A 15,264-nucleotide genomic window follows, 5' to 3' on the forward strand; every position below is an offset into this window, starting at 1 on the left:
CGCATCCTCATTTCGATCGTCATCGAATCATCTGCGATGATAATTCGCCATATATCGAATTGTATCCGCCGGAACGGGCCATTCGGCTTGTAACCGCCGGGACGGATCGACAGGAGAACCGCCATGGATCGATATGCAGTCAAGGACAGAACCATCAGCGAGGCCGTGAGCGACGGCGGGCTGCTGGTGGTCGCGCAATGGGAAGCAAAGGAGGATCAGGCGGACAAGGTCGCCGAGATTCTGGACCGCTTCCTCCCGGAGGCCCAGGCCGAGCCTGGGGCAAAACTGTTCCTGATCAGCAGGGCCAAGGACAACCCGGCGCAGTTCCTGTTCTACGAACTGTTCCGCGATGAGGCCGCGTTGAAGGCTCACCAGGAAAGCGCGCACTTCAAATCGTATATTGCGGGTCAGGCACTTCCGCTCCTGACAAGACGCGAACGCGCGCAATACGCGCTGCTGTGAGCTAACGTAAGTCCTCGAATATCGAACCTCCGGGGGTTCGAAAGGCAGAGGGCCGGCCGCGATCGCCTTGGCTTGCGGCGTGGCTTGAGCCCTCTCGCTTTTCGCGGAACCCGATCAACCACCTGCGCCGATCTCTCTCGGCACTTCGAGCACCGTCGAAGCGTCGCGAGAAACCGATACTTCGCCTTGCGAGTTGGGCCGACGAGCGCAGACGAATAACTCAAAGGAGAGAAGATCCAGATGACGGATGCGCCGAAACTTGACCCGCGTGAACAGCATTTCCGCATTCCGGGCCCGCGCGAGGGGCTGGCGCTCTTCCTGCGGTTCCTGCCGGCGGCGAGCACACAATTTCAGCCGCGGCGCGCAGTGCTCTATGTTCACGGCGCAACCTTTCCGTCGGCCCTGTCGGTCGCGCATCGCTTCGACGGTCAATCCTGGCGCGACGCGCTGAATGCCGCGGGCTTCGACGTCTGGGGTCTCGACTTCTATGGTTTCGGTCACTCCGACCGCTATCCGGAGATGGATCGGCCGCCGTCCGACAACCCTCCCCTCTGTGTGGCGGAGGACGCCGCGAGGCAGGTCGAAGCGGCGGTGCGCTTCATTCTCGCCCATCAGGACATCGGCCGGCTGTCGCTGATCTCGCATTCCTGGGGCTCGATGCCGGCCGCCCTGTTCGCCGGCGCCCACCCGGCGCTGGTCGAGCGTATCGTGATGTTTGCCCCGATCGCGCAGCGCGGTCCGCGCCGCTACGAGACCCCGCCCCGCTTTCCGGCCTGGCGCATCGTAACCCGCGAGGATCAATGGAATCGCTTCATTGAGGACGTGCCCGCCCATGAGCCGCCGGTGTTATCCCGCCGCCACTTCGAGGAGTGGGGCAAGCGCTATCTCGACAGCGATCCGATGAGCCGCTCCCGCGATCCCGCGGGCGTGAAGACGCCGCTCGGTCCGTTCAGCGAAATCATCAAGGCCTGGCACGGCCAGCTCGCCTATGATCCCTCGCAGGTGCGCGCACCCGTTGCAATCATTCGCGGCGAATGGGACGGATTGATGCTTGATGACGATGCCCGCTGGCTGTTCAATGCCTTCACGCAGAGCCCGATCAAACGCGATATCAAGATCAGCCGGGGCACCCATCTGATGCATCTCGAAGCGATGCGTCCGGCGCTTTGGCGCGCGAGCATCGACTTCCTGCGCGGCGACGATGTCGCGCCGGCTCCCTCCTGAACCCAAAACCCTTCTGAATCGAAGAGAAGGAGACGACAATGTTTTCCGTGATTTTCGAAGTCCTCCCCGCGCAAGGCAAGAAGGACGGATATCTAGAACTCGCGAAGCATTTAAAGCCGATCCTGGAGTCGATCGAGGGCTTCATCGACAACGAACGATTCGAGAGCCGCCGCAGGCCCGGCTGGGTGTTGTCGCACTCGACCTGGCGCGATGAAAAATCGGTCGTGCGCTGGCGTACGCAGGGCGAGCACCACATGGTCCAGGAGAAGGGCCGCTTCGAGATTTTCGACGACTATCATTTGCGCGTCGGCGAAGTGACCTTCGACAGCAATCCGCCGCCGCAATCGGGAACCCAGGAGCTGCGCTTCGACCAGACGGAGATCGGCCTCGCAAAGGTCGCGACGCTCACAGAGATCACGCCGGCCAGGGACGCAACCTTCGCGGCGCAAACCGATCTCTTGCCTGCCCATCTTGGGCTCGACCTGAAAAGCGCCGCCGTCGTTGAACATGACATCTTCGAAAGCATCTACAATCCGGGCAAGCTCGCGCTGCTGGTCGGATGGAAGGACGCCGAGGCCGCCAGCGCCTGGTCACCGACCCATATCGATGGGATCGAGAAGCTGCGCCATCGCCGCATTCGCATCGTTCGCGACTATGGCCGCTTCGACCGCCGCGAAGCGCCGCAGTTCTATCCTGATGTCAAGGGCGCCCAGGCCCAGCACGCGGAGCCCGCGCAGTGAGGACGTGCTCGGACGACACCGATGGCCTTCCAATTGCGAAGAGATGAAGTCGACTAGGGCCGGATGAGGTTTGGTTGAATCGACATAAGCCGCGGGCGGCTCTCCCATAGGGAGAGGTCGGATCGCATCGAAAGATGCGATCCGGGTGAGGGGTTAAGATCTCGATTGAGAGCTGCGGCCCCTCACCCGGATTGCACTGGACGATGCGGAGCCTGTCATCGGGCGCGCGTTCGCGCGACCCGGTGGCATCGCCAGGAGCAATCCGACCTCTCCCCGCTGGGGAGAGGTGAGCCGCCGAGGCAATCAACTGCCCCCAGGCTCAGCACGCGTTAGAACCGCGGAATATCGGGAAACGCCAGCTTGCCGCCATGCACGTGCATGCGGCCAAGCTCGGCGCAGCGGTGCAGGGTCGGGAATACTTTTCCGGGATTGAGCAGGCCCTGCGCGTCGAAGGCGCATTTGAGCCGCTGCTGCTGGTTGAGGTCGACGTCTGAAAACATCTCGCCCATCAGGTCGCGCTTTTCGATGCCGACCCCGTGCTCGCCTGTGAGCACGCCGCCGAGCTCGACGCAAGCCCGCAGGATGTCGGCGCCAAAGGCTTCGGCGCGCTCCATCTCGCCGGGCTGGTTGGCGTCGTACAGGATCAACGGATGCAGATTGCCGTCGCCGGCATGAAAGACGTTGGCCACCTGCAGACCGTATTTCGCCGAGAGATCGCGGATGCGCGAAAGCGCCTGCGGCAGCTTGCCGCGCGGGATGGTGCCGTCCATGCAGAGATAGTCGGGCGAGATCCGTCCGACGGCGGGGAACGCCGCCTTGCGGCCGGCCCAGAACAGGTTGCGCTCGGCCTCCGAATTTGAAATCCGGCAAGAGGTCGAGCCGCAACTGAGCGCGATCGCCTCTACCCGCTTGATCAGCTCGTCGACCTCGATCGCGGGACCATCGAGCTCGATGATGAGGAGCGCTTCGACGTCGAGTGGATAGCCGGCATGGACAAAGGCCTCGGCAGCGTGGATCGCAGGCTTGTCCATCATTTCCATGCCGCCCGGGATGATGCCGGCACCGATGATCCGCGCCACGCATTCGCCGGCCGCCTCCACCTCGCCGAAGCCGACCATCAGCGCGCGCGCCGTCTCCGGCTTCTGCAGGATGCGCACGGTGACCTCGGTAACGACCCCGAGCAGGCCTTCGGAGCCGGTGATGATGCCCATCAGGTCATAGCCGGCATTCTCGGCCGCCTTGCCGCCGATGCGCAGGATTTCGCCCGTCATCAGCACGATCTCGCAACCGAGCACGTTGTTGGTGGTCATGCCGTATTTCAGGCAATGCACGCCGCCGGAATTTTCCGCGATATTGCCGCCGATCGAGCAGGCGATCTGCGAGGACGGATCGGGCGCGTAGTAGAAGCCGGCATGAGCGACCGCCTGGCTGATCGCAAGATTGGTGACGCCGGGCTCCGTTACCACCACGCGGTTGTCGAAATCGATCTCGCGGATGCGCTTGAATTTGCCCAAGCCCAACAGCACGCCATCGGCAAGCGGCAGCGCACCGCCGGAGAGCGAGGTGCCGGAGCCGCGCGGCACCACCTTGATGCCCTGTTCGTGACAATATTTCAGCACGCGCGAGACCTGCTCGGTGGTCTCGGGCAGCACCACAACCATTGGGGGCTGCCGGTACGCCATCAGGCCATCGGACTCGTAAGGCAGCATCTCGGCTGCGGAGGAGATCACGCCTTCGCCGGGCACGATCGCGCGCAAGCTCGCCACGATCTCATCGCGCCTGGCGATGATCGCGGCATCCGGTTGCGGCATCATGATGGACATCGAACTCTCCGCGCGTTGAAATTTAGCTCGCTGAATCAAGCATATCCATGCCGCCTTGAACAGGCCACGAAGCGCTGTGAATGCTGCAACTGCTCACAGTCCGCCCTAAGGATGAGTCGCGATGCGGTTTGACGGACTTGTCGCGACCGTCGCCCCTATGCAAGAAGGGCGCGCGGAAATCCTACCCCCTATAACCCTCCAGGAAACCTCAAAGAGCCCATGCCATGAAGAAATTGACCTTGAGTGCTTTGGTGGTCATCGCGTCGGCAGCGACCGCCTCGGCGGCGCTGGCGCAGGACGCCGCGGCCGGCAAGACCTCATTCAACAAGTGCTTGCCGTGCCACTCGATCGGCGAAGGCGCCAAGAACAAGGTCGGACCGGAGCTCAACGGGCTCGACGGCCGCAAGACCGGCACTGCACCGGATTACAATTACTCCGACGCAAACAAGAACTCCGGCATCACCTGGAGCAAGGAGACCTTCCTCGAGTACATCAAGGACCCCAAGGCGAAGATCCCGGGCACCAAGATGACGTTCGCGGGGATCAAGAACGAGAAGGAAGCCGAGAACCTCTGGGCCTATCTTTCATCCTTCGACAAGGACGGAAAGCAGAAGCAGTAACGTCGGCTTCGCCCAAACCAAAAGCCCCGAGCGCGCTCGGGGCTTTTTTGTTGGCACGAAGCTGGTGGGCACGCTTCGCTTAGCCCACCCTACAACTACAATTTGGATGCGACCTGCTCGATCATCGCCTCGACTTCGGCCATCACGACATCGGGCGCCGCCTGCTGCACCATGTGGCCGACGCCTTCCAGCACGATCAATCGCGCATGCGGCACCGCGCGGGCGAAGGCGCGCGAATGAATGTCGGTGGATACCGTCTTGTCGAGGTCGCCCGATATCACCGTGATCGGCACCTCGATGTCGCCGTATCGCGGCATTTGCTCGATGACGGCCGCCTTCAACGTGATGAGGTCGCGCGCATTGGCCAGGAATTCGCGCGGCCGCAACATCAGCGGTATCACCGTGTCCTTGATGAAGCCGCCCGGCATCGCCTGGGGCAGAAACACATTGCGCGCACCTGGGCCGGTCAGGAACAGGCCGAGCGGCAGGGTGATGGTGTAGGCAAGCAGCGGCCCGATCAGCGGCGTCGTGACCATCCTGTTGTACCAGCCGACGCCGCCGCGCCAGGGATGCGTCACCGGCGCCAGCATGACGAGGCCGGCGAGCCGCTCAGGCGCGTCCAGCGCCATTCGCGCGCCCAAGGCGCCGCTCCAGGAATGCACGACCAGGATGACGCGGCCAACTCCCAGTTTCTTCAGCGCCTGTTCGATCATCCGGGCCTGGATCGCCGGGGTCGAGTCGGCGGCGCGGGCGCGGCTGCTCCAGCCGTGCCCGGGACGATCGATCAGGAGCACGCGGTGACGCCTTGCCAGGAGATCGCCGAGCGGGCGGCGCATCACTTCGAGGTTCGAGCTCGCGCCATGAATCATCACGATCGGAGGTGCGGACGCATCACGCGGCCCCAGATCGACCACATTCAACCGCGCGTCCCCGACATCCACGATCGTCCCGCGCTGTGGATAAGTCTGCTGCAGGAGCCATACGCCGGCCTGTGTGACCAGCGCCAATAGCACCAGCGCTCCGATAACAACCATTGATATCATTGAGCTTATCCGGACGATCCGTGCCGCAGGGCCAACGCCGCGGCGAAGCGGAGCCGGATTCGCGGCGAACGCATCTGAGCGTGTTGTTTCAATGCCCCGTCATACGGGCGTCGTCGGCCTTTTTATAACCATGGTCGGCACTATCTCTGACGGCGGGCGCAGACCATTCGAGACGATCACCGCCACGCATTTTCCACGTCATCCACAGGAACAGCAAATCCGCGCCGGTGATTGATTCTCAGGCAAATGGGAGGGAGTATTCATGAGTTTCCGATCGAGCGACGCCACCATCGACGAGATCGTGGCTAGCTGCAACGGCGATCTCCGCGGTGCGGTCAGAGCCTTGCTGCTGGTCAATGAGCACCTGGAGGCAGAGCTGGCGCAGCTCTACGCCGCGGCCGCTCACAGCGGCCTGACGGAGCGGCGCAATAGCGTTCTGCATTAGAGCACGATCCGGAAAAGCAAAAACCGGTTTTCCGAGAAGATCATGCTCAAACAAAGATCATGATCCGATTCCGTCTCATCGGATCATGATCCGAATCGCCACGGTTCACTTCCCGGCGGAGTCCTGCTGAGGCGTGGGCTCCTCTTTTTCCGGCGGACAGGCGTTGATGGTCGAGCGGGCCAGCTTCGCATCGCTTTGCGACTTGTAAGGCCCATCAGCGAACCAGATGTTGCCGCCGTCCACGACCGGATTGCGGGTGACGATCTCACATTTGCTGGTGGCGTGGCTTCCGACCACCCAGAACATGTTGTCGGCGTAGGCAGCCGTCGCAGACGCGACCATCAGGCCCGTTGCCAGCATCGCGCGTGTCATGGCTTGGCTTCCCATGGAGACCGAGAGGTGACATTGGCTAGCGGGAAACAGCGCCGCTGACAATCAACGGCTATGCGGCAGGTTAACGCGGCCGTTCTAGATATCGCGGCCTTCGACCTTTTCACTGAGTTGCTTGACGAGTTCGGGCACCTTTTCCAGATGCGGGTTGATCTCCAGCGCCTTGCGGAAGGCATCAAGCGCGCGCTTGTCCTCGCCAAGATCCTGCATGATCATGCCGAGCCCCGCGAGCGCACCGAAATGACGGGGCTCGCGGATCAACACCTGTTCGATATCGGCCAGGGCGTGGCCATAATCGTTCTTGAGATAATAGAGCGTGGCCCGCCGGTTCCACGCCTCGACATAGTCGGGGCGCAGCTTGACCACGGCGTCGAGCAGTTTGATCGCGACCTGAGGCTGCTGCGCGTCCGTCGCGACCTTGGCGCGCGCCATCAACAGCGCCGCGGTGTCGCTTGGCGTCTGCATCCAGAGCGCCCAGATCCGGGCCTCGACATGCTTGGCGCTGATCTCGTCCGGCGCGGCCTTGAGCGCACCGAACAGGAAATCCAGTCCTTTGGACCGGTCGGCGGGAACGTTGGGGAGCTTGGCCGGCGCTTCCGGCGGTTTTTTCTTGGACGGACTAAGCTGGTCCTGCGCAAGCGCCGAGATCGGCAGCGCGGCCATCGCGGCGGCAAGCCCGATCGCGGTGACGTAGCGACGAGGCCCCAAGGATCTCTTCAGGAATCTCATCAGCAAAGTGTAGACGCAGCCGAGCGGCCTTGCAAAGCGGCAAGGCGTCAAAGAGCCGTGAGAAAGGGTTATTACCGCTGGAACCGGGCTACGTCGGTTCGGCCTTCTCAGCCCTGGCGCGCCTTGAAGCGACGCTGGACCTTGTTGATCACATAGACGCGGCCCTTGCGGCGAACCAGGCGGTTGGCGCGATGGCGGCCGCGCAGCGACTTGAGCGAGTTACGGACCTTCATGGCAGTGTCCTGATGCTTCCAAAGGCCGTGTTCGACAGGCCGGATTTGGCAAAATAAGGATTATCCCGCCGGCGGACGACCGCCCGGGATGGCGCGGTTTCTAAGCCATGACCGGGCCAAATGTCAATCCAAATGGGCCGGCTTGCCAAAATGGGTCGGCTTGATGCGGCCCGGCACCGGCCGCCTTGCCAAATTGATTATATGGTATAATCAATTTGGCGAACGCGAAAACCCAAGCCGCGAGGGGACGGAAAGCCCATGCCCAAACTGACGTTGCCCAATATCGACGAGGTCGTGGCGATCGACATCCACACCCATGCCGAGGAGCCCTGCGGGCTGCACGGCGACGACGGTTATGACGATTTCCAGGCCAGGATGGCGGAGTATTTCAAGTCGCCGCACAAGCATCCGCCGACGGTGCCGGAGACGGCCGCCTATTATCGTGAAAAGAAGATCGCCGCCGTGATCTTCCCCGTCGATGCCGAGCGCGAGACCGGTTTCCGCCGCTACAACAATTACGAGATGCTCGAGGTCGCCTCGCAAAACCTCGACGTCCTGATCCCGTTCGCCAGCATCGATCCGCACAAGGGCAAGCTCGGCGTGCGCGAGGCGAAGAAGCTGATGGAGGACTATGGCGTCCGCGGCTTCAAGTTCCACCCGACCATGCAGGGCTTTTATCCCAACGACCGCCTCGCCTATCCGCTTTACGAGGCCATCAATGACGGCGGCGCGATCGCGCTGTTTCACACCGGGCAGACCGGGGTCGGCAGCGGCATGCCCGGCGGCATGGGCATGCGGCTGAAATATTCCAACCCGATGTACATGGACGATGTAGCGGCGGATTTCCCGGACCTGAAGATCATCCTCGCCCATCCCTCCTTCCCCTGGCAGGAAGAGGCGCTGTCGGTCGCGACCCACAAGCCGAACGTCTATATCGACCTCTCCGGCTGGTCGCCGAAATACTTCCCGCCGATCCTGGTGCGCTACGTCAATTCGATCCTGCAGGACAAAATGCTGTTCGGCTCGGATTGGCCGGTGATCACGCCGGACCGCTGGCTCGCGGATTTCGCCAAGCTCGACATCCGCGAGGAGATCCGGCCGAAAGTGCTGAAGGCCAACGCGAGGAAACTGCTCGGCATCTGAAGCGATGCCGGTTTGGTGATGGCCGGGGCGGCGGCTGGCCCTTGCCGAAGCCTGCAAGGCCTAGCATCTTCTCCGCCGCGCTCCTGCCCGCAAAGCGCGGCGATGGCCTCGCCGCAAAAGGCGGGTCACATCGACACGAGATCGGTGAGGAAAAGATGAGCATCGAAGCTGTCGTGTTCGACGCCTACGGCACGCTGTACGACATCCAGTCGGTCGCAGCGGTCACCGAAGACACCTTTCCCGGTTATGGCGACCTCATCACGCAGATCTGGCGTATCAAGCAGCTTGAATATAGCTGGCTGCGCTCGCTGATGGGCCGCTACGAGAGCTTCGCCGTCGTCACGCGCGATTCGCTCGCCTATACGCTGCGCGTGCTCGGGCTGACATATGACCGCGAGGCGTTCGAGCGCATCATCGAGAAATATCTTCATCTCGAACTCTACCCTGATGCGATGGCCGCGCTCGGCGCGATGGGCGAGCGCAAGCTCGCGATCCTCTCCAATGGCAGCCCCGATATGCTGAACGCGCTGGTCCGCAATGCGGGTCTGGACCGCGTGCTGGCGGCGACTATCAGCGTCGATGCCAACAAAGTCTTCAAACCGAGTCCGCCCGCCTACAGCCTGATCGAAACGACGCTTGCCATTCCGCCCGCTTCCGTGCTCTTCGTCTCCTCCAACCCGTGGGATGCCTGCGGCGCCAAGGCTTTTGGCCTCAACGTCGCGTGGATCGAGCGGGTCACGCCGGAAGCGATGGCGCTCGCCTGCGTCGAAAGCGAAACCGTGGCGCCACTGACCCTGTTCAAAGCACTCCGCACCCAGATGGATGAGCTTGGCTTTGCCCCTGATTACCGCATTCGCGCCCTTTCGGAATTGCCAGGGATCGTAGGGCGCGCATGAGTCTGGAATCGGTTCGCGCCTTCTTCGCGCAAAAGGCACCCGACATCACCGTCATTGAATCGCAGGTCAGTTCGGCGACCGTTGCCCTTGCCGCCGAAGCCTACGGCGTCGAGCCCGCGCGGATCGCCAAGACCCTGTCTTTGCGGATCGGCGAGCGCGTGATCCTCATCGTGACCAGCGGCACCTCACGCATGGACAACAAGAAGGTGAAGGCACTGTTCGGCGGCAAACCGAAGATGCTCGCGCCGGACGAGGTCGCCGAGATCACCGGCCATGAAGTCGGCGGCGTCTGTCCATTCGGACTGAAAGCGCCGCTGCCGATCTATTGCGACGTCTCGCTGCAGGCTTTCGATGTCGTGGTGCCGGCCGCCGGCTCGACCCACAGCGCGGTGCGCATCAGCCCACAGCGGATGGCGGAGTTGGTTGGCGCCGAATGGGTCGACGTCTGCGAACATCGCCTCGCGCCGGTCACCTGAACCGCCATTGCCAGGCTGAATGTGCCGCGGCGACGTTCGCGGCCAAGGCGCTGGAGCCGACATCGGGCCTTGCCCGCGCGGTATCGGGATGGTCTCGGACCGATGGTCCGGCTTGAGCGCTAGCCACCGCCCGTGCGTAATTCGTGTTCACAAGCGCTTCGGCCGGTATATGCTGCTCGCTTGGAAATGCCGCTAACAGGGGTAGCGGATATGCCAGTGTCGAGTGCGCGCCGGACCGAACCGTGCAGGATTGCGCGTGTAGCGCCGCACGATCGTCAATGTGTTGCTTTGGCCCGCGCGGCGCTTGCTCGTTCCAACAAGCTTCTGCAGCAATCCCCGCCAAGTTCATTCCTCGGCGAGCGGCACCACGATCCGTTCCCGCTGCCAGCCCAAACCGAATGGAGCGCCCTGGTCGCAACGGGCCGACTGATGCGCGACGCCTCTTCGAGGCCGCCGCCCATCGAACAGCACGTTGCGCCGCCGATTTGTCCCGACTGCGGCATCAAGATGAAATGGTACCGCTCACGGCAGATCGAGCAACACTCACCCATCATTCTGCATCTATTTGCCTGTCCCCACTGCGACGAAGTTACAGGGGTCAATGGAGTTCGCACCATCATTCTGGCGCCGGCTGACGAGGCGGCTCGCCCCGAACCCGCCATTTGCCGGACAAGCTGAGGAGTTCACGGTCGTTCGATTCGGCCGAAGACCATCAGGCGCTCCGCTTCCTCCCTTTCGCAAAATGCCGCGTCAAGAACTCGGCGAGCACCTCGACGCGCGCCGGCCGGGGGCCGCCGGGCGGCGTCACCAGGTGCACGGCGCCTTCCGGCTGTTTCCACCCTTTCAGGATGACTTCGACCTCGCCTGAGGCGATCGCGTCGCCGACGATGAATTCCGGCAGATCGGCGATGCCGAGGCCGGCGATCACGGAGGGCAGCACCGCCTCGCCATTGTTGACGCGCAACTGCCCCGCAGGGCGCACGCTCGCCTCCTCCCCATTCGCATTGGTGTAGTGCCAAACATTCGGCGTGGAGAGATAGGCGTAACCGAAGCATTTGTGCTGGGCGAGGTGCATCGGATGCGTCGGCCGGCCGTGGCGTTTCAAATAGGAGGGCGCGGCAATCGTGTAGCGCGGCATCGCGCAGAGCCGCCGCGCGATCAGGGACGAATCCGGCAGCCGCGCGATGCGCAAGCCGGCGTCGAAGCCTTCGCCGATCAGATCAACCGTGGCGTCGCTCAAATGCAGATCGATCGAGACCTCAGGATATTGCGCGAGGAACTCCGGCAACAGCGGCGCCACCGCCTTCACGCCGAACGTCATCGGCACCGCAAGCCGCACCAAGCCGCGCGGCGCGGTCGATTGCGCGAGCGTCTCGTTCTCGGCCTCCTCGCCGTCGGCGAGCAGGCGCGCGGCGCGGACCGCAAGCCGTTGCCCGGCATCGGTCAGGGCGAGCCGCCGCGAGGTGCGATTGAACAGGCGCGCGCCCAGCCGTTCCTCCAGCCGACTGACCGCCTTGGAGACGGTCGCTTTCGAGACCGCAAGCTCGCTGGCCGCCGCCGCAAACGACCGCAATTCCACGACTTTCGCGAAAATCGCCAGCGCCTCGAAATCCGGAAGCTTTGCCACTGGTCAGCCTCAAACGAATTAGGAAACAATGAGTTTCGATAGTTTCTATTTCTACACCAAGGCCGAGGACATATCCAGAGGGCATCGAAATGTCAGGCAATGGAGCAATCCAATGACCAAGAAGCTTTCAGGCAAGGTTGCGCTCGTCACCGGCGGCTCGCGTGGCATCGGCGCCGCGAGCGCCCGCGCGCTCGCTGACGAGGGTGCAAATGTCGCGATCAGCTATGTCGCCTCGCCCGACAAGGCCGAGGCCGTCGTCGCGGAATTGAAGGCCAAGGGCGTACAGGCCGCCGCCTTCAAGGCGGATCAGGCCTCTCCGGCCGATGTCGAGCAGTTGGTGAACGAGGTCGCGAAGCGGTTCGGGCGGCTCGATATTCTCGTCAACAATGCCGGAGTCGCCGCCGGCGGCGCGGTCGACGATCCCAAGGCCGACACCGCGGCGCTGGCACGGCAGGATGCGATCAATGTGCACGGTGTGATCGCGGCGATCCGCGCGGCCTCAAAGCTCATGGGCGAAGGCGGCCGCATCGTCACCATCGGCTCCATGCTCGCGGACCACGTCGCGTTCCCGGGTCTTGCCGACTACGTCTCCACCAAGGCCGCGGTCGTCGGCTACACCAAGGGCGCCGCGCGCGACCTTGGGCCGCGCGGCATCACCATCAATGTGGTGCAGCCGGGCTCGGTCGACACCGACATGAACCCGAAGGACGGCGGCGACTTTGCCGAGGCCCAGCGCGCCAAACATGCGCTGCAGCGCTTTGGACGGCCGGAAGAGATTGCAGCCGGCGTCGTGTTCCTGGCGAGCCCCGAGGCGTCGTTCGTAACCGGCTCGGTGCTCACCATCGACGGCGGCTTCACCGCGTAAATCGCTCCGTTCACGCCAAACTGCCGGGCGCGAGCGGCGCCCGGCATCACCAGAACGTTCATTGAAGGATACATGTCATGATCGAAGTCAGACCCTTTGCAAAGCTCGGCAGCGCCGATCACGGCTGGCTGAAGGCCCGCCACCATTTCTCGTTCGCCAGCTACTACGACCCTGGCAACATCGGCCACGGCGCGTTGCGGGTGTGGAATGACGACGAGATCGCGCCGAACACCGGCTTTCCCGCGCATCCCCACGCCAACATGGAAATCATCACCTATGTGCGCGAAGGCGCGATCACCCACAAGGACAGCCTGGGCAATACCGGGCGGACCGAGGCCGGCGACGTGCAGGTGATGAGCGCAGGCAGCGGCATCCGCCACTCCGAATACAATCTGGAGCCGAACACGACGAAGATCTTCCAGATCTGGATTGAGCCGACGGTCTCCGGCGGCCAGCCGACCTGGGGCTCGAAGCCGTTCCCCAAGGCCGATCGCTCCGGCAAGCTCGTCACCATCGCCAGCGGTCTTGCCGAGGACAAGGACGCGCTGCCGATCCGCGCCAACGCGCGGGTGCTCGCCACCACGCTGAAGGCCGGTGAAAGCGCGGAATATGCGAGCGGCAAGGCGCGCAATCTCTATTTGGTGCCGGCGGCCGGCGCGGTGGAGATCAACGGCATCCGCGTCAATGCCCGCGACGGCGCTGCCATCAGCGGCGAGGACAAGCTTAGCATCAAGGCGCTGGAGGACAGCGAAGTGGTGCTGGTGGACGCAGCCTAACCCCTTCTCTCCCTCGTCATGCCCGGGGCTTGTCCCGGGCATCCACGACTTATCTCAGGCTGAAGCAAAAGACTGTGTTGGCCGGAACAAGCCCGGCCATGACAGCGGAGCCAGTTGCCCCATTGCCCACTCAACCCCCAGGAGAACCATCCATGACCAAAGTCCTCGTCCTCTACTACTCCGCCTACGGCCATATCGAAGCGATGGCGAACGCCGTCGCGGAGGGCGCGCGCGAGACCGGCGCCACCGTCGACATCAAGCGCGTGCCGGAGCTGGTATCGCCGGAAGTCGCGAAGGCGTCACACTACAAGCTGGACCAGGCCGCGCCGGTCGCCAAGGTCGAGGACCTCGCCAATTACGATGCCATCATCGTCGGTACCGGCACCCGTTTCGGACGCATGTCGTCGCAGATGGCGAATTTCCTCGACCAGGCTGGCGGCCTCTGGATGAAGGGCGCGCTGCACGGCAAGGTCGGCGGCGCCTTCACCTCGACCGCGACCCAGCATGGCGGCCAGGAGACGACGCTGTTCTCCATCATCACCAACCTCTTGCATTTCGGCATGGTCGTGGTCGGCTTGAACTATGGCTTTGCGGGGCAGATGAAGCTCGACGAGATCACCGGCGGCGCGCCCTACGGCGCCACCACCATCACCGGCGGCGACGGCAGCCGGCAGCCCAGCGCCAACGAGCTGGCCGGTGCACGCTATCAAGGACGCGTGATCGCGGAGACCGCGAAGAAACTGCATGGCTGATGCGTTTGGGGCGGCATTCTCTTGAGCGGATGCCGCCCCCATCTACCCCTAGCGATCGGCAACGAAGCGGATCGCATTTTCGTTTCAAGCAGTAGAAGGTCTCGCTCGCCAGGCCGCCGGCCGCATGGTGAGCGGTGCGCTATGGGCACGACGGATATAGCTATGGTCGAAATTCTCTTTATGGCTCAATTGGTGCGCAGGCCGCTGCAGGCCATGGCGCGACGCTGGTATTGCCGCGGGCTATTCCAGGCCACGCGCGGCCGGCTGCGCTGCGCCGAATGCACACGTCCGTGATCCGATTTCACGAGACGCGATCAGGGACACCGAATTAGGGCAGAGAAACGAGGACAGACTCGCGAGACGTAGATGGACATCTTGGCCCTCCCTCGCAGTTGAATAGCGCTCAGCTTTTCGTCGGCTCCGTTTGCTCGCCCTCGGCCTCCGCGGTCGACAGCCACCAACCATCACCTCCATACCAGCACGTATCGTCGGCGGCTCCGCCGAGCCGGAGCGACACCGGCTTTGCCGCAAATCGATCCCTGTATGCGCTGATCTGCGAGGGAGATTGGTCGAAATATGAAACGCTTTTCAGAATGGCAAATGTGAAAGCTTGAAGCTGCGGGCACCCCCTCGCCCTCGCATCAATGGCTGCCTGCACAGAGTGCACGAGTTCGTGATCCATCCTCAGCGGGCGAAATACTGGCAGCTTGCACGAACAAGACTACACTCGTTCCGTTCGAATGTCGCGCATGCGCGCGTGGAGATGCCCCATGAGCAACAAGCCCGCTTCCAAAAGTTCGAAGGACAAGTCCGGCGTTTCCCATCCCGGCATGATGGGTGACGGAACCGAAGAGCAAAATCTCAATGAGCCGGGCAACCCCGTTGCCCGCATCAAAGAGGACGAGGTCGACGAGGCTTTCGGCAAGAAACCGAAGAAATCCAAATAGCGTGGCCAGCCAATTGGCGTATAAAGGGCCGGGCCATTGGGTCCGGCCTTTCTTATTAGTGACGGCGGCGAGA

18 protein-coding genes are annotated in these 15,264 nt (G+C 63.0%); 12 read left to right on the plus strand and 6 right to left on the minus strand.

What is annotated here, in order from left to right; genetic code table 11:
• Positions 1-123: 123 nt before the first annotated feature.
• The 3 genes from P6U23_RS36185 to P6U23_RS36195 all read left to right on the plus strand — a co-directional run bounded on the left by P6U23_RS36185 (position 124) and on the right by P6U23_RS36195 (position 2,426).
• A complete protein-coding gene (locus P6U23_RS36185; RefSeq protein WP_407177059.1) occupies positions 124-462 on the plus strand; it encodes a putative quinol monooxygenase in 339 nt (112 codons plus the stop codon).
• Positions 463-702: 240 nt separating this feature from the next.
• The gene (locus P6U23_RS36190) at positions 703-1,686 is read left to right on the plus strand and encodes an alpha/beta hydrolase (RefSeq protein ID WP_407177060.1); all 984 of its coding nucleotides are present in this window, start codon (positions 703-705) and stop codon (positions 1,684-1,686) included.
• A 38-nt stretch (positions 1,687-1,724) separates the two neighbouring features.
• Complete coding sequence (locus tag P6U23_RS36195; RefSeq protein WP_407177061.1) at positions 1,725-2,426, plus strand: antibiotic biosynthesis monooxygenase family protein; 702 nt, start codon at positions 1,725-1,727, stop codon at positions 2,424-2,426.
• 329 nt (positions 2,427-2,755) lie between these two features.
• Here the strand turns inward: P6U23_RS36195 and P6U23_RS36200 are convergent, their stop codons facing one another.
• On the minus strand, positions 2,756-4,249 hold the full coding sequence (locus P6U23_RS36200; RefSeq protein WP_407177062.1) for an FAD-linked oxidase C-terminal domain-containing protein: 1,494 nt from the start codon (positions 4,247-4,249) through the stop codon (positions 2,756-2,758).
• A 224-nt stretch (positions 4,250-4,473) separates the two neighbouring features.
• On the opposite strand from P6U23_RS36200, the gene cycA reads away from it, so the two are divergent.
• Positions 4,474-4,869 (plus strand): cytochrome c-550 CycA, encoded by a 396-nt coding sequence (cycA, locus tag P6U23_RS36205; protein ID WP_407177063.1) that lies wholly within the window; start codon positions 4,474-4,476, stop codon positions 4,867-4,869.
• Positions 4,870-4,964: 95 nt separating this feature from the next.
• Here the strand turns inward: cycA and P6U23_RS36210 are convergent, their stop codons facing one another.
• Entirely contained in the window at positions 4,965-5,912 is a 948-nt protein-coding gene (locus P6U23_RS36210) for an alpha/beta fold hydrolase (RefSeq protein WP_407177064.1), read from the minus strand.
• A 262-nt stretch (positions 5,913-6,174) separates the two neighbouring features.
• On the opposite strand from P6U23_RS36210, the gene P6U23_RS36215 reads away from it, so the two are divergent.
• Positions 6,175-6,357, plus strand: coding sequence for a hypothetical protein (locus tag P6U23_RS36215; protein ID WP_407177065.1), 183 nt, complete (start codon positions 6,175-6,177; stop codon positions 6,355-6,357).
• A gap of 105 nt (positions 6,358-6,462) precedes the next feature.
• Here P6U23_RS36215 and P6U23_RS36220 read toward each other — a convergent pair whose 3' ends face one another.
• The 3 genes from P6U23_RS36220 to ykgO form a co-directional block, all read right to left on the minus strand.
• Complete coding sequence (locus tag P6U23_RS36220; RefSeq protein ID WP_407177066.1) at positions 6,463-6,729, minus strand: hypothetical protein; 267 nt, start codon at positions 6,727-6,729, stop codon at positions 6,463-6,465.
• Between the two features lie 96 nt (positions 6,730-6,825).
• Positions 6,826-7,410 (minus strand): tetratricopeptide repeat protein, encoded by a 585-nt coding sequence (locus tag P6U23_RS36225; RefSeq protein WP_407181703.1) that lies wholly within the window; start codon positions 7,408-7,410, stop codon positions 6,826-6,828.
• A 173-nt stretch (positions 7,411-7,583) separates the two neighbouring features.
• A complete protein-coding gene (gene ykgO, locus P6U23_RS36230; protein WP_006611362.1) occupies positions 7,584-7,709 on the minus strand; it encodes a type B 50S ribosomal protein L36 in 126 nt (41 codons plus the stop codon).
• A 258-nt stretch (positions 7,710-7,967) separates the two neighbouring features.
• Here ykgO and P6U23_RS36235 point away from each other — a divergent pair, with 258 nt between their 5' ends.
• The 3 genes from P6U23_RS36235 (at position 7,968) to P6U23_RS36245 (ending at position 10,224) form a co-directional block, all read left to right on the plus strand.
• A complete protein-coding gene (locus tag P6U23_RS36235) occupies positions 7,968-8,852 on the plus strand; it encodes an amidohydrolase family protein (RefSeq protein ID WP_407177067.1) in 885 nt (294 codons plus the stop codon).
• A gap of 155 nt (positions 8,853-9,007) precedes the next feature.
• Complete coding sequence (locus P6U23_RS36240) at positions 9,008-9,748, plus strand: haloacid dehalogenase type II (RefSeq protein WP_407177068.1); 741 nt, start codon at positions 9,008-9,010, stop codon at positions 9,746-9,748.
• Positions 9,745-10,224: a YbaK/EbsC family protein gene (locus P6U23_RS36245; protein ID WP_407177069.1), complete on the plus strand. Its 480-nt coding sequence runs from the start codon at positions 9,745-9,747 to the stop codon at positions 10,222-10,224. The genes P6U23_RS36240 and P6U23_RS36245 overlap by 4 nt, the downstream gene beginning before the upstream one ends.
• 712 nt (positions 10,225-10,936) lie before the next feature.
• Here P6U23_RS36245 and P6U23_RS36250 read toward each other — a convergent pair.
• The gene (locus tag P6U23_RS36250; RefSeq protein WP_407177070.1) at positions 10,937-11,851 is read right to left on the minus strand and encodes a LysR family transcriptional regulator; all 915 of its coding nucleotides are present in this window, start codon (positions 11,849-11,851) and stop codon (positions 10,937-10,939) included.
• A 112-nt stretch (positions 11,852-11,963) separates the two neighbouring features.
• On the opposite strand from P6U23_RS36250, the gene P6U23_RS36255 reads away from it, so the two are divergent.
• From P6U23_RS36255 to P6U23_RS36270, 4 genes are all read left to right on the plus strand, one after another.
• The gene (locus P6U23_RS36255) at positions 11,964-12,716 is read left to right on the plus strand and encodes an SDR family NAD(P)-dependent oxidoreductase (protein WP_407181704.1); all 753 of its coding nucleotides are present in this window, start codon (positions 11,964-11,966) and stop codon (positions 12,714-12,716) included.
• Positions 12,717-12,793: 77 nt separating this feature from the next.
• A complete protein-coding gene (locus tag P6U23_RS36260; protein ID WP_407177071.1) occupies positions 12,794-13,492 on the plus strand; it encodes a pirin family protein in 699 nt (232 codons plus the stop codon).
• 152 nt (positions 13,493-13,644) lie between these two features.
• The gene (wrbA, locus tag P6U23_RS36265; protein WP_407177072.1) at positions 13,645-14,244 is read left to right on the plus strand and encodes an NAD(P)H:quinone oxidoreductase; all 600 of its coding nucleotides are present in this window, start codon (positions 13,645-13,647) and stop codon (positions 14,242-14,244) included.
• 770 nt (positions 14,245-15,014) lie between these two features.
• On the plus strand, positions 15,015-15,191 hold the full coding sequence (locus P6U23_RS36270; protein ID WP_407177073.1) for a hypothetical protein: 177 nt from the start codon (positions 15,015-15,017) through the stop codon (positions 15,189-15,191).
• The last annotated feature ends 73 nt before the right edge of the window (positions 15,192-15,264 follow it).

Source organism: Bradyrhizobium sp. STM 3562, assembly GCF_045571435.1.
Taxonomy (GTDB): domain Bacteria; phylum Pseudomonadota; class Alphaproteobacteria; order Rhizobiales; family Xanthobacteraceae; genus Bradyrhizobium.